18 protein-coding genes and 1 tRNA gene are annotated in these 17320 nt (G+C 70.6%); 10 read left to right on the plus strand and 9 right to left on the minus strand.

Annotated elements, in window-relative coordinates; translation table 11 throughout:
- Nucleotides 1–38: 38 nt before the first annotated feature.
- A complete protein-coding gene (locus ACXKZB_RS07115; protein ID WP_123293894.1) occupies nt 39–560 on the plus strand; it encodes a hypothetical protein in 522 nt (173 codons plus the stop codon).
- Nucleotides 561–572: 12 nt separating this feature from the next.
- Here the strand turns inward: ACXKZB_RS07115 and ACXKZB_RS07120 are convergent, their stop codons facing one another.
- Nucleotides 573–2720 carry a RecQ family ATP-dependent DNA helicase gene (locus tag ACXKZB_RS07120; RefSeq protein WP_488825369.1) on the minus strand — a complete coding sequence of 716 codons (2148 nt, stop codon included), beginning with the start codon at nt 2718–2720 and terminating at the stop codon, nt 573–575.
- A gap of 75 nt (nt 2721–2795) precedes the next feature.
- On the minus strand, nt 2796–4271 hold the full coding sequence (locus ACXKZB_RS07125) for a hypothetical protein (RefSeq protein ID WP_488825370.1): 1476 nt from the start codon (nt 4269–4271) through the stop codon (nt 2796–2798).
- Nucleotides 4272–4341: 70 nt separating this feature from the next.
- Between ACXKZB_RS07125 and ACXKZB_RS07130 the strand changes: the two genes are divergently transcribed.
- The 3 genes from ACXKZB_RS07130 to ACXKZB_RS07140 all read left to right on the plus strand — a co-directional run bounded on the left by ACXKZB_RS07130 (nt 4342) and on the right by ACXKZB_RS07140 (nt 5961).
- A complete protein-coding gene (locus tag ACXKZB_RS07130) occupies nt 4342–5172 on the plus strand; it encodes an endonuclease/exonuclease/phosphatase family protein (RefSeq protein WP_488825371.1) in 831 nt (276 codons plus the stop codon).
- Entirely contained in the window at nt 5169–5750 is a 582-nt protein-coding gene (locus tag ACXKZB_RS07135; RefSeq protein WP_488825372.1) for a DUF2238 domain-containing protein, read from the plus strand. The genes ACXKZB_RS07130 and ACXKZB_RS07135 overlap by 4 nt, the downstream gene beginning before the upstream one ends.
- Nucleotides 5751–5887: 137 nt before the next feature.
- A tRNA-Pro gene (locus ACXKZB_RS07140) sits at nt 5888–5961 on the plus strand.
- Nucleotides 5962–6074: 113 nt separating this feature from the next.
- Here ACXKZB_RS07140 and ACXKZB_RS07145 read toward each other — a convergent pair.
- The 6 genes from ACXKZB_RS07145 to ACXKZB_RS07170 form a co-directional block, all read right to left on the minus strand.
- Nucleotides 6075–6863: an SDR family NAD(P)-dependent oxidoreductase gene (locus ACXKZB_RS07145; RefSeq protein ID WP_488825374.1), complete on the minus strand. Its 789-nt coding sequence runs from the start codon at nt 6861–6863 to the stop codon at nt 6075–6077.
- Nucleotides 6864–6902: 39 nt separating this feature from the next.
- Nucleotides 6903–7715, minus strand: coding sequence for a sugar phosphate isomerase/epimerase family protein (locus tag ACXKZB_RS07150; protein WP_488825376.1), 813 nt, complete (start codon nt 7713–7715; stop codon nt 6903–6905).
- 51 nt (nt 7716–7766) lie between these two features.
- The gene (locus ACXKZB_RS07155; protein WP_488825377.1) at nt 7767–9188 is read right to left on the minus strand and encodes an MFS transporter; all 1422 of its coding nucleotides are present in this window, start codon (nt 9186–9188) and stop codon (nt 7767–7769) included.
- A gap of 130 nt (nt 9189–9318) precedes the next feature.
- Nucleotides 9319–10113, minus strand: a complete 795-nt coding sequence (locus ACXKZB_RS07160; RefSeq protein ID WP_488825379.1) for an IclR family transcriptional regulator — start codon at nt 10111–10113, stop codon at nt 9319–9321.
- Between the two features lie 79 nt (nt 10114–10192).
- Nucleotides 10193–10780, minus strand: a complete 588-nt coding sequence (locus tag ACXKZB_RS07165; RefSeq protein ID WP_488825381.1) for a P-loop nucleotide/nucleoside kinase family protein — start codon at nt 10778–10780, stop codon at nt 10193–10195.
- On the minus strand, nt 10777–11424 hold the full coding sequence (locus ACXKZB_RS07170) for a bifunctional 4-hydroxy-2-oxoglutarate aldolase/2-dehydro-3-deoxy-phosphogluconate aldolase (RefSeq protein WP_309779111.1): 648 nt from the start codon (nt 11422–11424) through the stop codon (nt 10777–10779). Before ACXKZB_RS07170 ends, ACXKZB_RS07165 begins: the two co-directional genes overlap by 4 nt.
- Nucleotides 11425–11568: 144 nt before the next feature.
- Here ACXKZB_RS07170 and ACXKZB_RS07175 point away from each other — a divergent pair, with 144 nt between their 5' ends.
- The 6 genes from ACXKZB_RS07175 to ACXKZB_RS07200 are packed head-to-tail and all read left to right on the plus strand — an operon-like array spanning nt 11569 to nt 16750.
- Nucleotides 11569–12561, plus strand: a complete 993-nt coding sequence (locus ACXKZB_RS07175) for a Gfo/Idh/MocA family protein (protein ID WP_488825382.1) — start codon at nt 11569–11571, stop codon at nt 12559–12561.
- Complete coding sequence (locus ACXKZB_RS07180) at nt 12558–13553, plus strand: LacI family DNA-binding transcriptional regulator (RefSeq protein WP_488825383.1); 996 nt, start codon at nt 12558–12560, stop codon at nt 13551–13553. The genes ACXKZB_RS07175 and ACXKZB_RS07180 overlap by 4 nt, the downstream gene beginning before the upstream one ends.
- The gene (locus tag ACXKZB_RS07185) at nt 13550–14107 is read left to right on the plus strand and encodes a VOC family protein (protein WP_488825384.1); all 558 of its coding nucleotides are present in this window, start codon (nt 13550–13552) and stop codon (nt 14105–14107) included. The genes ACXKZB_RS07180 and ACXKZB_RS07185 overlap by 4 nt, the downstream gene beginning before the upstream one ends.
- Nucleotides 14104–15024 (plus strand): sugar phosphate isomerase/epimerase family protein, encoded by a 921-nt coding sequence (locus ACXKZB_RS07190; RefSeq protein WP_488825386.1) that lies wholly within the window; start codon nt 14104–14106, stop codon nt 15022–15024. The genes ACXKZB_RS07185 and ACXKZB_RS07190 overlap by 4 nt, the downstream gene beginning before the upstream one ends.
- Complete coding sequence (locus ACXKZB_RS07195; RefSeq protein WP_488825387.1) at nt 15021–16001, plus strand: Gfo/Idh/MocA family protein; 981 nt, start codon at nt 15021–15023, stop codon at nt 15999–16001. Before ACXKZB_RS07190 ends, ACXKZB_RS07195 begins: the two co-directional genes overlap by 4 nt.
- Nucleotides 15977–16750, plus strand: a complete 774-nt coding sequence (locus ACXKZB_RS07200; protein ID WP_488825388.1) for an SDR family NAD(P)-dependent oxidoreductase — start codon at nt 15977–15979, stop codon at nt 16748–16750. Before ACXKZB_RS07195 ends, ACXKZB_RS07200 begins: the two co-directional genes overlap by 25 nt.
- Nucleotides 16751–16786: 36 nt before the next feature.
- On the opposite strand, the gene ACXKZB_RS07205 is transcribed toward ACXKZB_RS07200, so the two are convergent.
- Nucleotides 16787–17290, minus strand: a complete 504-nt coding sequence (locus ACXKZB_RS07205; protein WP_488825389.1) for a MarR family winged helix-turn-helix transcriptional regulator — start codon at nt 17288–17290, stop codon at nt 16787–16789.
- Between the last annotated feature and the right edge of the window lie 30 nt (nt 17291–17320).

A 17320-nucleotide genomic window follows, 5' to 3' on the forward strand; every position in this document is an offset into this window, starting at 1 on the left:
GGTACGTCGGCGGTCGCTCGATGCGGCACGATGTACTGGTGACGCAGCGCAACGACGGACTCGGTGGCCTCGCCGACCGTCTGTGGTGCCGGTTGCGGCTCGACCGGCTGGCCGGAGGCCGTCAGGGCGGGTACGTCATCCGGCAGGACATGCTCGAGCACCCCGACACCGTTCGGTCGTTCCGCTGGATCCGGTGGCTGCTCGTCGCCGAGACGATCGTCGGACTCGCTGCCATCGTCGTAGCCGTGCTGCTGACGCGCGCGGGGGAGACCGTGCCGTGGGCGGTGTGGTTCCGGGCGACGGTCGTGCTGCTCATCACCCTGACGCTGTACGTGTTCGCGTGGCGGGCGCAGCTCGGGTACTACTGGGCGTACCAGCGGGTGCGGTTGTTCAGCCGGATCTTCCCGATCGTGACGCTCATCGTGGCGGCGATCCCCGGGCTGTACCCGTTCTGGATGGTGATCGAGCAGATCGTGTTCTCACTGCTCATGATCGGCATCGGCGACGTGCTCACCACCGACCACATGCGCGCCACGTTCCCCAAGCCCGCCCGCCGCTAGCGCCCGCGGCGGCTACGCGACCGTGGCCAGCGCGAAGGGCAGCACGGCGGCGGCCCCGGCACGCCGGAGTTCGCGGCCCGCGACGGTCACCGTCCACCGGCTGTCGACCAGGTCGTCGACGAGCAGCACCGGGCCCTGGTGCGACTGCAGCGCTTCCGCGAGTTCCGGCCCGACCTGGAACGTGTCCCAGACGCCGGACAACCGGTAGGCGCTGTTCGTCGCACCGTCGCCGCGGGGTGTGCCGCCGTTCCGGTCGAGCGTGCCGAGGAACTGCAGCCGCCCGATCGTCGACAGCGCCTGAGCGAGCGACCCCACGAGCTGCGGCCGTGACCGCGATGACATCGCCACGACGCCGGTCGGCCGGGTCTCCCACGGCCAGTCCTTGAGCGCCCGCACACAGCCGTCGACGAGCTCGCGCGAGATCGGGGCGTCGGGTGAGGACGGCGAGAACAGTGCACGCAGCGGTCCGCCCCAGCCGAGGTCGGTCAGACGCGCCACCGCGCGGCCGGGCTGCACGAGCTCGTCGGCGCCGATCTTGCCCCGCACCGAGACCCCGAGCGACGACATCCCCGAGGGCCACTGGGCACGCGGGGCGATCTCGACGCCGACCTTGTCGAGCGCGGCAGCCGCACCGGACGAATCCGAGTCGGAGACCGAGGTCGGGAACCACGCCCCGGCGCAGTTGTCGCAACGACCGCAGGGCTCCGCGGAGGGGTCGTCGAGGTCCTGCTGCAGCAGCTGCATGCGGCAGGCCGAGGTGGACTCGTAGTCGAGCATCGACGCGGCCTCGGCAGCGCGTGCCGCAGCGACCCGCTCGTACCGCGGGGCGTCGTACTGCCACGGCTGTCCGGTCGAGACCCAGCCGCCGGTGACGCGTCGGACCGCCCCGTCGACGTCGAGCACCTTGAGCAGGAGTTCGAGGGTCGAGCGCTTGATGTCGACCAGGCCCTCGAGGGCGACCGTCGACATCGCGGTGTCGGTGGACAGGGCGCCGAGCACGGCCGAAGCGCGGGCCTCGGTCGGCATCGACGCGCTGGCGAAGTACTGCCAGATCTCGCGGTCCTCACGCCCGGGCAGCAGCAGCACGTCGGCGTTGTCGGTGGCACGCCCCGCACGACCGATCTGCTGGTAGTAGGCGACGGGCGACGAGGGAGCACCGACGTGCACGACGAACCCGAGGTCCGGCTTGTCGAACCCCATGCCGAGCGCACTCGTGGCGACCAGGGCCTTCAGTTCGTTGCCCTTGAGCTGCTGCTCGAGCTGCTCCCGCTCGTCGGTGTCGGTGCGCCCCGTGTAGGCGCGGACGGCGTACCCGTTGTCGCGCAGCAGTCGGGCGATGTCCTCGGCCGCCGAGACCGTGAGCGTGTAGATGATGCCGCTGCCGGGCAGGTCGCCGAGGTGCGCGAGCAGCCAGCCGAGCCGCTGCCGGGCATCCGGAAGCGTCAGCACGCCGAGCCGCAGCGATGCCCGGGCGAGCGACCCGCGGATGGTGAACACCGGGTCGGCCGGGCCGGCGGTCAGCTGCTCGGCGACGTCCTCGACCACGCGCTCGTTCGCCGTCGCGGTCGTCGCCAGGACGGGGACGCCGTGGGGGAGCGAGCGGATGAGCTCGGCCAAGCGGCGGTAGTCCGGTCGGAAGTCGTGGCCCCAGTCCGAGATGCAGTGCGCTTCGTCGACCACGAGCATGCCCATCCGGGCGATCAGGGTCGGCATCTGCTCGTCGCGGAACTTCGGGTTGTTCAGGCGCTCGGGGGAGACGAGGAGCACGTCGACCTCGTCACGGGCAAGGGCTGCCTGGGTCTCGCCCCACTCGTGCGCGTTCGCGGAGTTGATCGACACCGCACGGACCCCCGCGCGGGCAGCCGCTGCCACCTGATCGCGCATCAGCGCCAGCAGCGGCGAGACCAGGACGGTCGGGCCGCCACCACGGCGACGGAGCAGCAGGGTCGCGAGGAAGTACACGGCGGACTTGCCCCACCCGGTGCGCTGCACGACCAGGGCACGCTGTCGGTGCTCGACCAGGGCGGAGATCGCCTCGAGCTGGCCGGGGTGGAAGACCGCGTCGGGGCGCCCCGTGAGCGCAGCGAGCGCCTGCTGTGCCTCGGCGGCGATGTCTGCAGACGGCGAGACGACAGACGGAGCGGCGGTGGGGGTGTCCATGCCCCCATGCTGTCAGCACCGACCGACGAAACCCGACCCGCGCCTCCTATCTGTGGACAGCGCGACGGAACGCGCTTACTGGTAGGTGACCAACGACGGCGTCGGCTGCACGTCCTGCATGGTCTGCGATGGCGTCAGCATGGGCGTGTCCTCGTCGTAGAAGTTCTTCCAGCCCCAGTGCAGGCCCTCGGGCGCGCCCTGGTGCAGCGCCTTCCACGTCGCCTGCTTGTCCGGCTGCGAGCCCTGCCCGTCGACGTGCACGAGCATGTCGAGCTCCGGGTGGGTCTCGAGCGTGGAACGGTCCTGGATCATCGACAGCCGGAACTGGTGCAGCACCAGGGCCTTCGGCGGCAGCCGTTCCTTGCGCACGAGCGCAGCCAGCCACGAGGAGACCTCGTTCACCTCGGACGCCGAGACACTCCCGATCTGCTGCAGGGGCACCTGGTCCTTCGTCAGCCGCCACTCCGGGTCGAGCGCGAGCCAGACACCGGGCTTCTCCAGCAGCGACTCGTACTTCTTGGCCTGCGACAGGAAGTCCGAGCGGCCCGGCTGCAGGTCGATGATGACGGGCATGTCGGCGTCGTGGGCGGCATCGACGTAGGGCTCGAGCGTCGAGACCGGCAGCTCCGTCGAGTAGTCGCCGTCGGCTCCGGCGTCCCCGGCGGCGACGGTCGCGATGACCTCCATCGCGGGCGTCACGAGCTCGTCGGACTCCGCCCGGTACGGCTTCGCGACCTGCTCAGCACGCCGGACGGTGGCCTCCGGCCCCTGCTCGCCGAGCACGCCCAGCGCCGGCGCCCCGGGAGCCCCGTACAGCGCGACGTACCGGTGCCCGTCGAACGGCCGCTGGCCGCCGTTCCGCAGCTGGAACCCGCCCTCGGCTGCCCGCACCGTCCACTCCGGGTCCTGCAGCGCGTCGAACGCCGCACCGACCAGGACGGTCGGGTGCTTCGCCCGCTCGTGCAGCGCCGTCACCACCTCGGGTGCGGCAGCCGGGTCGGTCACGCCCTTCGGCATGGTCACCACACGAGCGCCGGCGGCCTTCGCGGTCGCCACGGCAGCGGCGTCCGCACTGGCGTCCGCCACCACCACGGTCGCCTGCCGGGAGGCCCGGGTCGACTCCGGCGCGTCGCCACCCTCCGGCGCCTTCCGCTGTTCGACGTCCGTGTCGACCGACACGTCGCCCTCTGCCTGGTACCAGCCGGCCCCGAGCCGGTCGAGTTCGCGGGCGACGGCAGCGCTCGTGTTCTTGGTCGTCAGCAGCACCGGGACGTGGGCGCTCGCCGCAGCCTTGGCGGCGTCACGGACCCCGTCGGTGTCGCCGGCCCGGGCGACGACCGCTCCCGGAGCACTCGCGAACAGGGCCGTGCTGACGCGGACGGACCGGGCTGCGGCGTCCGAGGCATCGGCCACCGTGACGGTGTCGGCCGAGGCCTTCGCCAACGTCGGGCGGCTCGTGTCCGGCCCGCTGGACGTGCACCCGGCGGCTCCGAGCAGCAGTCCGGAGACCGCGATCGCGACGAGGACACGAGGGGTGGGACGAGAACGCATCGGGCCACCCTACGAGCCACGCGGAGAGGTCCCTGGGAATCCGACGGGTGTCGTCTCGTAGAAGGGAGGCATGCCCCACCACCCCGACGACCACCCTCTCATCGGAGCCGTCCGGTCGCCCGAGGTCCACTGCATGACCCTGAACGTGCGGCGCCGCGTGCCGCGGCCGCCCGCGCATCCGGACGCCTGGGAGCGTCGCCGCGACGCGATCGCCGCGCTCGTCACGTCCGAAGCGCCCACCGTCCTCGCCGTCCAGGAGGCCCTCCCCGCGCAGGCGGACGACCTGACGGCCGGCCTCGGGTCCGGTTGGGAGCCCGTCCTGGCCGGGCGCGGCGCGCGCGGCGGTGGCGAACAGGTCGGGCTCTTCCTCGACCGCTCCCGCCTCGACATCGTCGAGCGCCGCACGTGGGCGCTCTCCCGCACGCCGCACCGTCCGGGATCCCGCTCGTGGGCCACGTTGTTCCCCCGGCACGCCGTCGGCGCCGTCGTCGACGACCGCGCGACCGGCGTCCGGTTCCTGGCGATCGCCACCCACCTCGACGTCGCCTCGCCGTGGGCCCGGCTGCGATCCGCCGAACTGCTCGGCCGGATCGTGCGACAGCGCGGCCTGCCCGCCGTCGTGATGGCCGACTGGAACAGCCCGGCAGGATCCGCACCATGGCGAGCACTGGCGGACGCTGGTGTCGTCGACAGCTGGGGACGGGCCTCCCGGCAGGTGGGTGAGCCGTACGGGACGTACCCGCACTACGGGAGTCCGCGTGTCGGCGGCCGGCGCATCGACGGTGTCCTCGTGACGCCGGACGCGACCGTCGAGCGGGTCGCCGTGTCGAACCGGCGGCCGGGCGGCGTGTGGCCGTCCGACCACGCTGCCGTGCACGCGGTCGTGCGGTGGGCGTCGTGATCGCCACGCTCGGGCCGACGTTCCTGCGGCCGCGGTTCCTGGCGGCCGACGTGGTGCGTGCCCTGACGCTCGTCAGCCTGGTCGTCGCGAGCATCGGATGGGGCGGGACCGCGCTGCCGGTGATGGCGCTGTCGCTGCTCGGGGTCGTGGTGCCCCGGATGCTCGGGCTCCGGCCCGCGTTCGACCTCGCCGTGTGCGTCCTCGTGCTCCTCGCCGGGTGGTCGAGCGTGCTCGAGTGGTACACGAGCGTGTTCCTGTGGGACAAGTTCATGCACGTCGTCCTGACGGGGCTGCTCGCCGCCGTGCTGTACGTCATCGGGTCGGACCTGCGCGCGGTGCCGGCGCCGGACGGGGAGCGACGAGTGGTCGTCGCGATCCTCGGACTGTGTGCGGGACTCGCCATCGGGGCCGCGTGGGAGATGGGGGAGTGGCTCGGGCACAACTTCGTCGACTCGAAGATCTTCGTCGGGTACGACGACACGATCGGGGACCTGGCGGCGGACGGGGCCGGCGGGTTGCTCGTCGGGCTCGGGTTGCCGTGGTTGGCGGCGCGGCGCGAGGTGGTGCGGCCGGACTGAGCGTGTCGTTCGGGTCGCGTTGCTCCGACTCGCCGTGGCACGGAGGGGGTCCGACGTCCGCTATGCTGGACCGGTCGCTCGCGCTCCGGTCGGACGCGGGCGAGGATCCTCCGGGATCCTGAGTTCTCCGGAACTCGCGGGCTGTGGCGCAGCTTGGTAGCGCACTTGACTGGGGGTCAAGGGGTCGCAGGTTCAAATCCTGTCAGCCCGACCGAAACGTGTCTGACACGACGACAGAAGCCCACCGAGGATCTCGGTGGGCTTCTGTGTTCTCGGAGGCCGAGCGTTCCGTCTACGGTGCTGTCGTGGCCCAGCGGGTTGGTGTCACTTCGAACTCGGCCGTCCGGGGATGTGGCTGAGGATCGACTTCGAGAACCCTCCGTCGACGCAGACGTCCTGCCCGGTGACGTAGCTGGCCAGAGGGCTGACGAGGAACTCGATGACGTTGGCGATGTCGACGGGTTCGCCGATGCGGTGCATGGGGATGATCTCCTCCCGAGCAGCTTTCACGTCCGGGTCCAGGTACATCTTCTCGGTCATCGCGGTCCGGGTCATGCCCGGGGACACCACGTTCACGCGGACCCCTTCGGGCGCCCACTCGAGGGCGAACGTCTGCGCCATCAGGGTCAACGCCGCCTTGGTGGGGCTGTACGGTCCGGAGCCGGCGTGGGGGAGCTGTCCGGACATCGACGAAGTGAAGCACGCGGAGCCACCGCTGGCCTGCAGGTACTCGAAGCTCGCCTTCGCCAGGAGCCACGCGCCGCGGAGGTTGACCGCGAACATCTCGTCCCAGTCCTCGAGGCTGACGTCGTTCAGTGGCGCAGGGTTCGCGACCCCGGCGTTCGCGACGAGAGCGTCCAGACCGCCGAACGCGTCCACGGTGTCCTCGACGAGTCGACTGGGGACCGCAGGGTCGCCGAGGTTCCCGCTCAGGGCGATGGCGGTACCACCCATCCTCTGGATGGTCTGGAGGACCTCCTGCTGGCGCTCGTTCGCCTCGTGCCCTGCGACCGCGATCATCGCTTGCTCGCCGCGGGCCAACGCCGCTTCTGCGAGTCGGACGCTCGCCGCCGCGCCGATGCCGCTGCTTCCGCCAGTGACCAGAGCTCTCATGGGTTTCTCCTTCTTCGTGTCGGGGATCGTGAGCGGCACTCAGGCCGCGACGTCCCAGCCGGTGCTGCGCAGTTCGGTCATCGCCTTGTCGAACTCGAGCAACGGGTTCTCTTCGCGGATGACCTCGAGGACGACGTTCTCGGTGCCGATCGTCGAGCCCACCGCGGCGCCGAGCGCTCGCCAGTCGATGATCCCGGTACCGATGGGGTCGTGCCCCCAGGTCTCCAGGCCGGTGTCGGAGACGTGCATCAGCGCGATGGAGTCGGCGTGCGCGAGGAGACCGGCGACCGGGTCCTCCTCGATGAACGCAGCGTTGGCGGCGTCGTACACGATGCGGAGCGCATCATCGTCGACGGTGCTGACGATCCGGGCGAGGTCGCCGATCGTCGGCGCGAAGCAGTACGGCGTGTTCTCGAAGAGGAGCCGCTGTCCACTTCGGCGGGCGATCGGGAGGAGTTCCTCGAGGCTCTCGTACATCCAGCCGTGCACCTGGTCGACCGTGGGCGAGATCATGGGCCGCCGTGTGCCGGGGGAGATGACGACGTCCCGGGCGCCCCACTCCGCGGCCAGGTCGGTCACGGACGCGATGTGCTCGATGCTCTTGCGCCGCATGCTCGCCGCAGGGCTCGCGAGGTTGAGGTCGTACCCGCCGGCGTTGAGTGACCGGATGGACGCCCCCGCCTGGTCGAGTCGAGTGCGCGTCGACGCGCGTTCGGCGGCGTCGATCTCCTCCGGCCAGCAGTGCGGAGAGCTGATCGGGATCTCGAACGTCGTGTAGCCGTGGTCGATCAGCTCGGAGATCGCATCGGTGGCCGTCGTGGACCAGAGGTAGGAGAAGGTGTTGATGATCATGTGGGACTTCCGTTCGGTTCTGTGCCGCTGTCGTTCCGGGTCCTGATCGGGTCAGACCTGCGAGGACTCGTTGTGCACGTCCGTCGTGTCGGCCTTCTTCTTCGCCGACTTGTCCTCGACGACGGCGATGCTGTCCGTCACGGAGACGGTTGCCTGCGGGTTCCGGCTGCCGGTCTCGGGGAGGGTGAAGTACACGACGAGGCAGATCGCGACGATGACGATCATGTAGACGGCGACGAGCATCGGGTGACCGGAGCCCACGAACGCAGCCGCGATGAGCGGTGCGGTGCCCCCGAAGACCGCGATGACGATCTGGTGTGCGAACCCGATGCCGGAGACGCGGACGGCCGCCGGGAAGAGCTCGGCCTGGATCGTGGGGTAGACGGCCTGCCAGATGCCGAGGACCACCCATCCGGAGGCGGCGACCAGGATGTAGACACCGAAGCCGGGCTGCTTCAGGAGCAGCAGGAGCGGGTAGAAGAGCACGACCATGCCGATCGCGCCGATGATGGGGAAGATCTTCCTGCGACCGAGACGGTCCGACAGGTAGCCGGTGAGCGGGACGGTGATCACGAGCAGGACCAGACCGATGACGCTGCCGGCGAGGGTCTGCGACAGGTCCCGACCGGAGGTCAGGTTGGCGTAGGTCGGCAGGAACGTCGCCCACGTGTAGTAGGCCACGGCCGGCGCTGACAGCGCGGCTGTCTGGATGATCGCCTTGGGGTGGTTGCGCAGCAGCTCGAGCAGCTTCTTCGGTGCGGACTTCTGGTCGACTGCGGCACTGGCTTCGAACTCCGGGGATTCGTCGGACCGGGCTCGCATGATGAGACCGATGACGCCGATGAGCCCGCCGAAGACGAACGGGATCCGCCACCCGTACGACGCGAGCGCCTCGGGGGCGAACGCCGAGGTGACGATCGCAGCGGCGCCGGTCGCGGCGAGGGTGGCGAGACCGCTGGCGAGGTTCGTGAGGGACCCGAAGAGGCCACGTCGCTTCGCGGGCGCGTGCTCGACGAGGTACGCGATGGCGCTCTGCCCCTCGCTGCCCGCGGAGATGCCCTGGAGGATCCTGGCGACGACGAACATGATCGGGGCGAGGACGCCCACGGTCGCGTACGGCGGCGTCAGCCCGATGATCAGGGCGCCGAGCGCCATCCCCGAGATGCCGAGTGCCATGATGCGGCGTCGTCCGTACCGGTCGGCGATCGGCGAGATGATGATGCCGCTGAGCGGGCGGACGACGAAGCCGATGGCGTAGGTCAGGAACGCGGCGATGAGCGACGCGAAGGCGGAGTGCGAGGGGAAGATCTGCGCGGAGAAGATCGCGGCGAGCAGGCCGTAGACGTACCAGTCGTACCACTCGACGAAGTGGCCGACGGTGCCGGCGACGAGGTTCTTCGTGCGGCCCTTGTGTGCGAGGGGGTCGGTGCTGTCCGGAGCGGACGGGTCCGACGTGGAGTGCGAGGTCGTCATTGAACTCTCCTGTTCGAGTGGTCGTCGTGCGTTCGGGGGCACGCCGAGGTTCGACGCGAGGGCGCGCCGGAGAAGGGGACCTCCACGGGCGGGAGGAAGCGAGGTTCGGGAGGTGCGGTGCGGGTTCGGTCTACGCGCTGACGGATTCCGAGGTGAGGTACGCGTAGGACGGCCAGGTGGCGGCGATCTCGTCGGCAGCCGCGATGACGGCCGGTGCGAGGTCGGCCAGACGGGCCCGGGTCATGCGCACGGACGGGCCGGCGATGCTGATCGTGCCCGTTGCGGGACGGTCAGGCCCGGCACCGAAGATGGGGGCGGCGACAGCACTGATGCCCGGGTCCATCTCCTCGTAGGTGGTGGCGTACCCGCGGTGTCGCACCGACGCGAGCTCCTCGGCGAGTGCCTCGGGGTCGACGACGGTCCGCGGGGTCTGCGGGGTGAGGTGGTGCTGGTCGATGACCCGCTGCACCTCGTCCGGGGTGAGCGTGGCGAGCCAAGCCTTGCCGGAAGCGGTGGCGTGCGGCACGGCGTCCCTGCCCATGACCGGGTCGAGCCGGAGGGAGGAGTTCGACCCCTGCGCCTTCGCGATCCACTGCAGCGAGTCGGAGGACGCGACCGCGAGGCGGACGAGCTCCTCGCTGGTGGTGGCGAGAGCGTCGAGTTCGCGCTGTGCCCACGTGTCGATGCCGGACGCCGAGAGCTGCAGGAGTCCGAGTGCACCGAGCCGGTGCGTCGCCGAGTAGGCCGAGGTCTTCGGATTCTGGGCAACGTAGCCGGCCGCGACGAGGGCGGCGAGCAGACGGTGCGCGATCGCCTTGTTGAGACCGAGGCTGGTCGCGACCTGGCTGACGCCGAGGCCGTCGGCTTCGGGTGCGAGCAGGTGCAGCACCTTCATGCCGTTGGTGACATCGTCCTGGAGCGCCATTGCCTCTCCTCATCATCGGGTCTGTAACAGCGTTACTAGGTAACGCTGTTACAGACCATTGCACGGCCCGCAGGGCCTGTCAAGCGCTCGTCTGGCTCACGAGGTGCTCGAGGTCGACGGCGGCCTGCGCCGCGTCGAGGTTGCGGATCGTGGCGTGGTGCGCCCCGTCCCAGGTGCAGGTGCGTTCACCGAACCGCGCCCAGTACGTGTCCCAGTCCGCGAGCTTCGCGCGGTCCCGATCGAGCCCTCGCTCCTGGAGCCGGGCCCGGACGATCTCGGCCGAGACGCGGACGTGGACGACGTGGACGTTCGTGGCGGGCCAGCCGGCAGCGACCGTCGACCGTGACAGGAACGCCGGATCGTCGAGGTAGGCGACGAACGGCGCATCGAGCACCACCGAGTGGCCGAGCGCCAGGTTGTCCGCGGCCACGGCGAACAGCGTCCGGTACTCGAGCGGCATGATCCGCTCGACGTACGTCGGGTTCGACTCGCGATCCGTGGGGTCGTGTCCGAGTGCCTCGAGGGACGCCTGGACCAGGGCGCCGGACATCGTGTCCTTGTCGAGGTACACCGCTCCGGTCATCCGGCTGAGCTCTTTCGACACGGTGCTCTTGCCGGACCCTGCGCCTCCGAGCGTGATGAAGGCGCTGGGCAGCGCTCCCGTCACCTCCGTGCCCGCTCGATCGCCTCGACGAACTCCGCAGCGGCCGCGGTGATCTTCGTGGTGTCGCCTTCGGGGCCGCCAGCCTTCGTGATGGCACTGCCGACACCGACGGCCGTGACCCCGGCGGCGAACCACTCACCGACGTTCGCGGTCGTCACGCCGCCGGCCGGCACCATCGGGATCTGTGCGAGCGGTGCGAGCATGGCCTTGACGTACGGGATCCCGCCGGCCTCGGTCGGGAAGATCTTCACCATGTCCGAACCGGCTTCGGCCGTGTCGAGCACCTCGGTGGGCGTGTAGGCACCGCTGATCGTCGCGACCTGGTAGCGGTTCGCGACCCGGATCATGGCCGGGTTGAGGTTCGGGCTGACGAGGAACCGTGCGCCGGCCTGGATGCTCGCCCACGCCGCGTGCTCGTCCAGGACGGTGCCGGCGCCGAACACGACGTCGCGATCGGCGAAGCGTTCCGAGAGCCGTTCGATGACCCGCAGCGCTCCGGGGATCGAGAGCGTGATCTCGAGGGCGCGGATGCCGCCCTCGACCGCGGCCGAAGCGGCGTCGAAGGCCTTGTCGGCGGTGTCGAGGCGCACGATGAGCACGTTGCCGGAGTCGCGGATGGTGTTGAGGACGTCGAGTTTCTGAGGCATGGGTCAAGTGGATACACCACTTTTCGGACGCCGTCGACTCAGCGACCTCCCAGCCTTGACACCGTTTCGGTCTGCGTGGCACGATCACTGCAATCGATCTCAGCAATCGATCTCAGAAATGCTCCGCAACGACGAGGAAGTCACGTGACCAGCGCACCCGCACCCCGCGAACCCGGCCGCAGCCGTGCCGTCGTCCTGGGCGCTTCGCACTGGCACACGCCGCTGTACCGCGACGCCGTCCTGCGTCGGCACGACGTGCTCGCCGTCCAGGACGCCCAGCCCGCCGCCGTCGCCGACGGTGCCGCCTGGGGCGCCCCGATCGTCGCGTCGGTCGACGAGGCGCTCGCGTTCCCGGACATCGATCTGGCCTACGTCCTCAGCCCGCACGACGAGGTCGCAGCTGTCTGCCGGACGCTCGTCGACCGCGGGACCCCGTTCGCCGTGGAGAAGCCGCTCGGCGTGGACCTGACGGAACTCCGCTCCGTCGTGGCCGCCGCACACGCCGCAGACGTCCCGGCCACGGTCGCACTGGTGCAGCGCGGCGGCCCGGTCGATGCCTGGCTCCGCAAGGCCGGTCGGATCCGCTACGAGCGCGCGTCGTTCATCGCCGGTCCGCCGAGCCGGTACCGCCACGGCGGGAGCCCCTGGATGCTCGACCCGGCGCGCGCCGGCGGCGGAGCGCTCGTCAACCTCGGCCCGCACTTCGTCGACCTCGCGCTCCAGCACCTCGGTCCGGCGGCGGTCTCCCTGCGATCGCGCAGTCACGCGCTGCACGGCGAGGCCGTCGAGGACCACGCCACACTGGTGCTCACGACCGACGCCGGTGCCGAGGCCGTCATCGAGGTCGGCTACGCCTTCCCGGACGCGCCCACCAAGCGCTACTGCAGTTTCACCGCCGCCGGCACGGACGGGTTCGTCTCGATCGACACGGACGGGACGGCGCGGTTCACCGGGACCGCCGGCGTCACGGAGCAGACCGTGATCGACGTCGACAGCGACCCGCTCTACACGCGGTTCGTCGACGCGGTCGCCGATTCGCTCGCCGACGGGTTCCGTGGCATGCCCACGCTCGACGACCTGGAGGACACGATGGTCCACATCTGGCACGGCGGCGGAACCGAGGGGGTGCAGCGATGACCGACGCGAGCATCGACGACGTCGCGGCAGCGGCGGGTGTCCACCGTTCGACCGTCTCCCGTGCGTTCTCGAACCCGTCCGCCGTCCGGGCGCAGACCCGCGAACACGTGCTCCGGGTCGCGGCAGAGCTCGGGTACTCCACGAACCCGCTCGCCCAAGCCCTCCGCCGCCGGTCGAGCACACTCGTGCCGCTGGTCATCCCGGACATCACGAACCCCTTCTTCGCCGAGCTCGCCCGCGCGACGGCTGCGGCGGCGGAACAGCGCGGCTACCAGCTCGTGCTCTGCGTCACCGAGAACGACAGCAGCTCCACGGCCGGGTACGTCACCGCGATGCAGGCGATGTACTCGCCGTTCGGCATCGTCGCTCCGTCCACCCGCGTCGATCTCGAGGCGTTGCGGACCTACGGTTCGGGGAACCGGGTCGTCGTGCTCGATCGGGTGGAGGACGACCCGAAGGTACCGACGGTGACGGTGGACAGCCGCCGGGGCGTCGAGCTCGCGTTCGAGCACCTCGCGCTGCTCGGGCACCGTGCCATCGCGTACGCCCCGGGCATCGTCGGCACCTACACGGCGCAGGACCGGCACGAGGCGTACGAGGAGATCGCGGCTGGACACGGCGTCGCGCCGCTCGTGCTCGGTGCCCCGGACGGCGTCGAACTCGGCCGCGGCATCGTCGATCACTGGCTCGCCGAGTCGGTCCGCGCCACCGCGATCATCGCATCGAACGACGTCATCGCGTTCGCCGTGATCGCCGAGCTCGAAGCGCGCGGTCACCGGGTGCCGGACGAGGTGTCGGTCGTCGGGTTCGACGGGCTCGACCTCGGCGCGCACGTGGCGCCCCGGCTCACCAGTGTCCGACAGCCCGTCGGGGACCTCGGGCGCATCGCGGTCGACCTCGGCGAGGGCCTCCTCGACGGCAGTCCCGTCCGACACGAGGTGCTCCCACCGTCCCTGCTCATCCGATCCTCGACCTCAGGACCCCGATCATGACCGACTTCCGGACGCTGCCGGGTCTGCGCTGGGTGGACCACACCGCGTTCACCGTCCCCGACCTCGAGGCAGCCGTCGCCTTCTTCACCGGTGTGCTCGGCGCCGAGGAGCTCTACCGTTCCACTCGGGGACCCGACGAGTCGTTCATGCCGCTGCACTTCGGTGTGCCCGCGGACGCGCGTCTCGAGCTGGCCATGCTCCGTCTGCCGCCGAACCTCAACATCGAGTTGTTCCAGTGGTGGAGCGACGACCGGTCCGCGGTGTTCCCCCGTGCGAGCGACGCCGGCGGCCACCACCTCTGCTTCGTGGTCGAGGACGTCGACGCCGTCGTCGACGCCATCGCGGAGCACCCGAGCGTCGAGGTGCTCGGGCACCGCAAGGAGGTCGGGGGCGACAGCCCCGCGGTCGCCGGGAACCGCTGGGTCTACGCGCGGACCGACTGGGGACTCATCCTCGAGTTCGTCGACCGCTCACGGGTGCAGGACCCTCCACGCCTGGTCGGACCAGCCGACTGGACGACGCCGACCACCACGACCACGAAGGACCTCCCATGAAGATCGCCGGCCACACGCTCGGCACGCCCGACCAGACCGTTCCGGAAGCACTGCGACTGTTCCGCCGCGCCGGCCTGGACGCCGCCGAGGTCATCTACCAGGACGACTACCGGAGCGGCCTACCGGTCCGTGACGCGGCTGCCGCGGCCGAGGCGGCCCGGGTCGCGGACGGAGAGGGGATCCCGATCGTCGGACTCACCCCGTACACGACCGCGATCAACGCCACCGATGATCGGGTCCGCAGCGGCGCGGTGGACGAACTGCGATCCGCGATCGACACCGCGCACATGATCGGTGCAAACCGTGTGCGCGTGTACTCCGGAGCGTGGCAGCCGGATCAGCAGGACCACGCGGCGCACTGGTCGCAGCTCGTCCGCTCCTTCCAGGACCTCGCCGGCCCGGCCGCCGATGCCGGTGTCGTGCTCTGCGCCGAGAACCACTTCGGCACGATGACCCAGACCGCCCGGGACACGGCCGCCCTCGTCCGCGCGGTCGGCTCGCCCGCCGTCCGGGTCCTCTACGACCAGGCGAACCTCACCTTCACCCACGACGAGGACGTCGACGCGGCGTTCGCCGTGCAGGGGGACCTCATCGGCCACGTGCACGTCAAGGACCTCGTGTTCAAGGACCCAGACGCTCCGTTCGTCGCCTCGGAGACGGCCCGGGTGCACGCCGAGGAGCGCGCCGTGACGTCACGCGTCGTCGGCGACGGTTCGCTCGCCTGGTCGCGGATCCTCCGACGCCTGCGCGAGGTCGGCTACGACGACGTGCTCTCCCTCGAGTACGAGTACCGGTGGCACCCTCAGGACCTCGACGACCCGGAGACCGGGTTCCGGCGGGGCGCCGAACACCTGCGGAACCTGCTGCTCCAGCTCGAGCTGCACGACGCCGACCAGGGCGCCGGGGTCCGCTCGTGAGCGCGCTCCGCATCGGCGTGGTCGGTGCCGGCAACATCGCCAGCATCGCGCAGCTGCCGACCCTCGTGCAGCGTGACGACGTCGAGCTGCGCGCGCTGGTCTCGCGGCGCGACGACCCGAGCGCTCTGCAGCGGCGGTGGGGGTTCGGCGCGGTGTACCGCGGTGTCGACGAGATGCTCGCAGCCGAGACGCTCGACGCAGTCTTCGTCCTCACCCCGCGCTCCGAGCACGTCGCCGCCGTCGAGAGCGCGCTCCGTGCCGGTGTCGACGTGTTCTGCGAAAAGCCCCTCGCCACCTCCACCGCCGACTCGGTCCGCCTCGCCGAACTCGCCGACGAGCACGGTCGAGTCCTCATGGTCGGGCTCAACCGACGCTTCGCCCCGGTCTACGTCGCCGCGCGCGAGGCGTTCGGCGAGTCGGGCGCATCGTTCTGCGTCGCGCAGAAGAACCGCGCCGGCTCGGAGTACCGGGCGACCTTCGAGAACGCCATCCACATGGTGGACCTGCTCCGGTGGTTCTGCGGCGGGGACGTCATCGATGTGACGGCTGCGGCTGCCGGGACGGACCAGTGGGAGGAGGACGGCACCGCGGCACTCGTCCGGTTCTCGACCGGCAACACCGGCGTCCTCGTGGCGGCCCGTGCCGCCGGCGCCTGGGGCGAGAAGCTCGACGCGTACGGACAGAAGCGCTCCGCCGAGGTCATCGCACCCGACTCCGTCGCGGTGACCGTCGACGGTGTCCGCACCGTGCGGTCGATGAGCCCCGAGGCCTTCGGGTGGGCGACGGCGACGGAGAGCTTCGGGTTCGCCGACGCCGTCCGCCACTTCCTCGACCGCCTCCGCGACCGGCAGCAACCCCTCACCTCCGGATGGGAAGCAGTGAAGACCCAACAACTCCTCGATCGGATCCTCGCCGCGGCAGGGCTGCCGACCGAGGAACAGGAAGGACGCACATGGTCCAGCAGAGCGAAGCAGTAGCAGCGACGGCGGACAGCCAGATCGCGCTCGTTACCGGCTCGAGCGGCGGGATCGGCGCCGCCGTGGTCACCGCGCTCCGTGCTCGCGGCGACCTCGTCGTCGGAGCAGACCGCGCCCCGCTCGACGGCCAGGACATCGACGGGTTCCTCGAGCTCGACGTCACCGACGAGCAGCGCACCGCGGACGTCGTCCGGCAGGTCGTCGCCGAGCACGGCCGCGTCGACGTTCTCGTGCACGCCGCGGGCGTGCTCGGCGGGACCCCGGACCCACTCGTGACGACGACCGAGGAGTTCGAGCGCATCATGCGCATCAACGCCACCGGTACCTTCACCATCACCCGCGAGGTCGCGAACACGATGCGCGACGCAGGCACCACTGGCACCATCCTGCTGCTGTCGTCCGTGGCCGCGAAGGAAGCGCGGGTCGACTACCTGCCCTACAACGCCAGCAAGATCGCGGTGCTCCACATCATGTGGTCGATGGCGAAGATCCTCGGACCGGCTGGCATCTCGGTGAACGCCGTGAACCCCGGGCCGGTGAACACGCCGCTGTGGTCGCAACTCGCCGACCAGTCCGGATCCGCCCAGGCCGCTCGCGACGCCCGCGCCGCGCAACTCCCGATGCAGCGTTTCGCCGAACCCGACGAGGTCGCCAGCGCGATCACCTTCCTCACCGACCCGGCGAACCGGTACGTCACGGGAGTCTCCCTCGACGTCGCCGGCGGTGCGCACCTCGGCATCGGATCCTAGGAGGCGCGCGACGCGGATGTGCTCGTCGGGATGTGCTCAGGTCGGCTGGACGACGCCCCCGCGGTCGAGCGTCCCGGTGATCGCGATGAGGAGCGCGGTGATCCGTCGTGACTCTCGGGGGGACAGCCCGGACACGAGTGCGTCGATCTCGTGCCGGGGGTCGCCGACCGCTTCGGCCACTTCGCGCGCCGCGACCTCCGTGAAGTGGAAGTGGTGGCCGCGTCCGTCGCGCGGGTTGCTGGTCCGCGTGAGGTAGCCGCGTTCGACGAGCCTGGCGAGGATGATGGTGCTCGCACCACGGCTCACCCCGAGTGCGTTCGCGACGTCGGTCGCCCGGACGGGCTCCCTCAGGTGGTCGAGGCGCATGACGAACTCGAGCGCCATGATCTCGTTGGCGCGGAGCGTGAGACGATCGCGGAGTCGCCACCGCAGGAGGGCGTCGGCAGTCTGCATCGCCGACATCGCCGCCATGAGTGTGGCGGGACCATCGTCGTCCGGCGTCGGTTCTCCGGTCTGCAGGGAGTGGGCGAGGCTGCTCATGGTGGACCTTTCGATCGGGTCCGCGACTAT

It is taken from the genome of Curtobacterium sp. ABR8 (assembly GCF_057812125.1).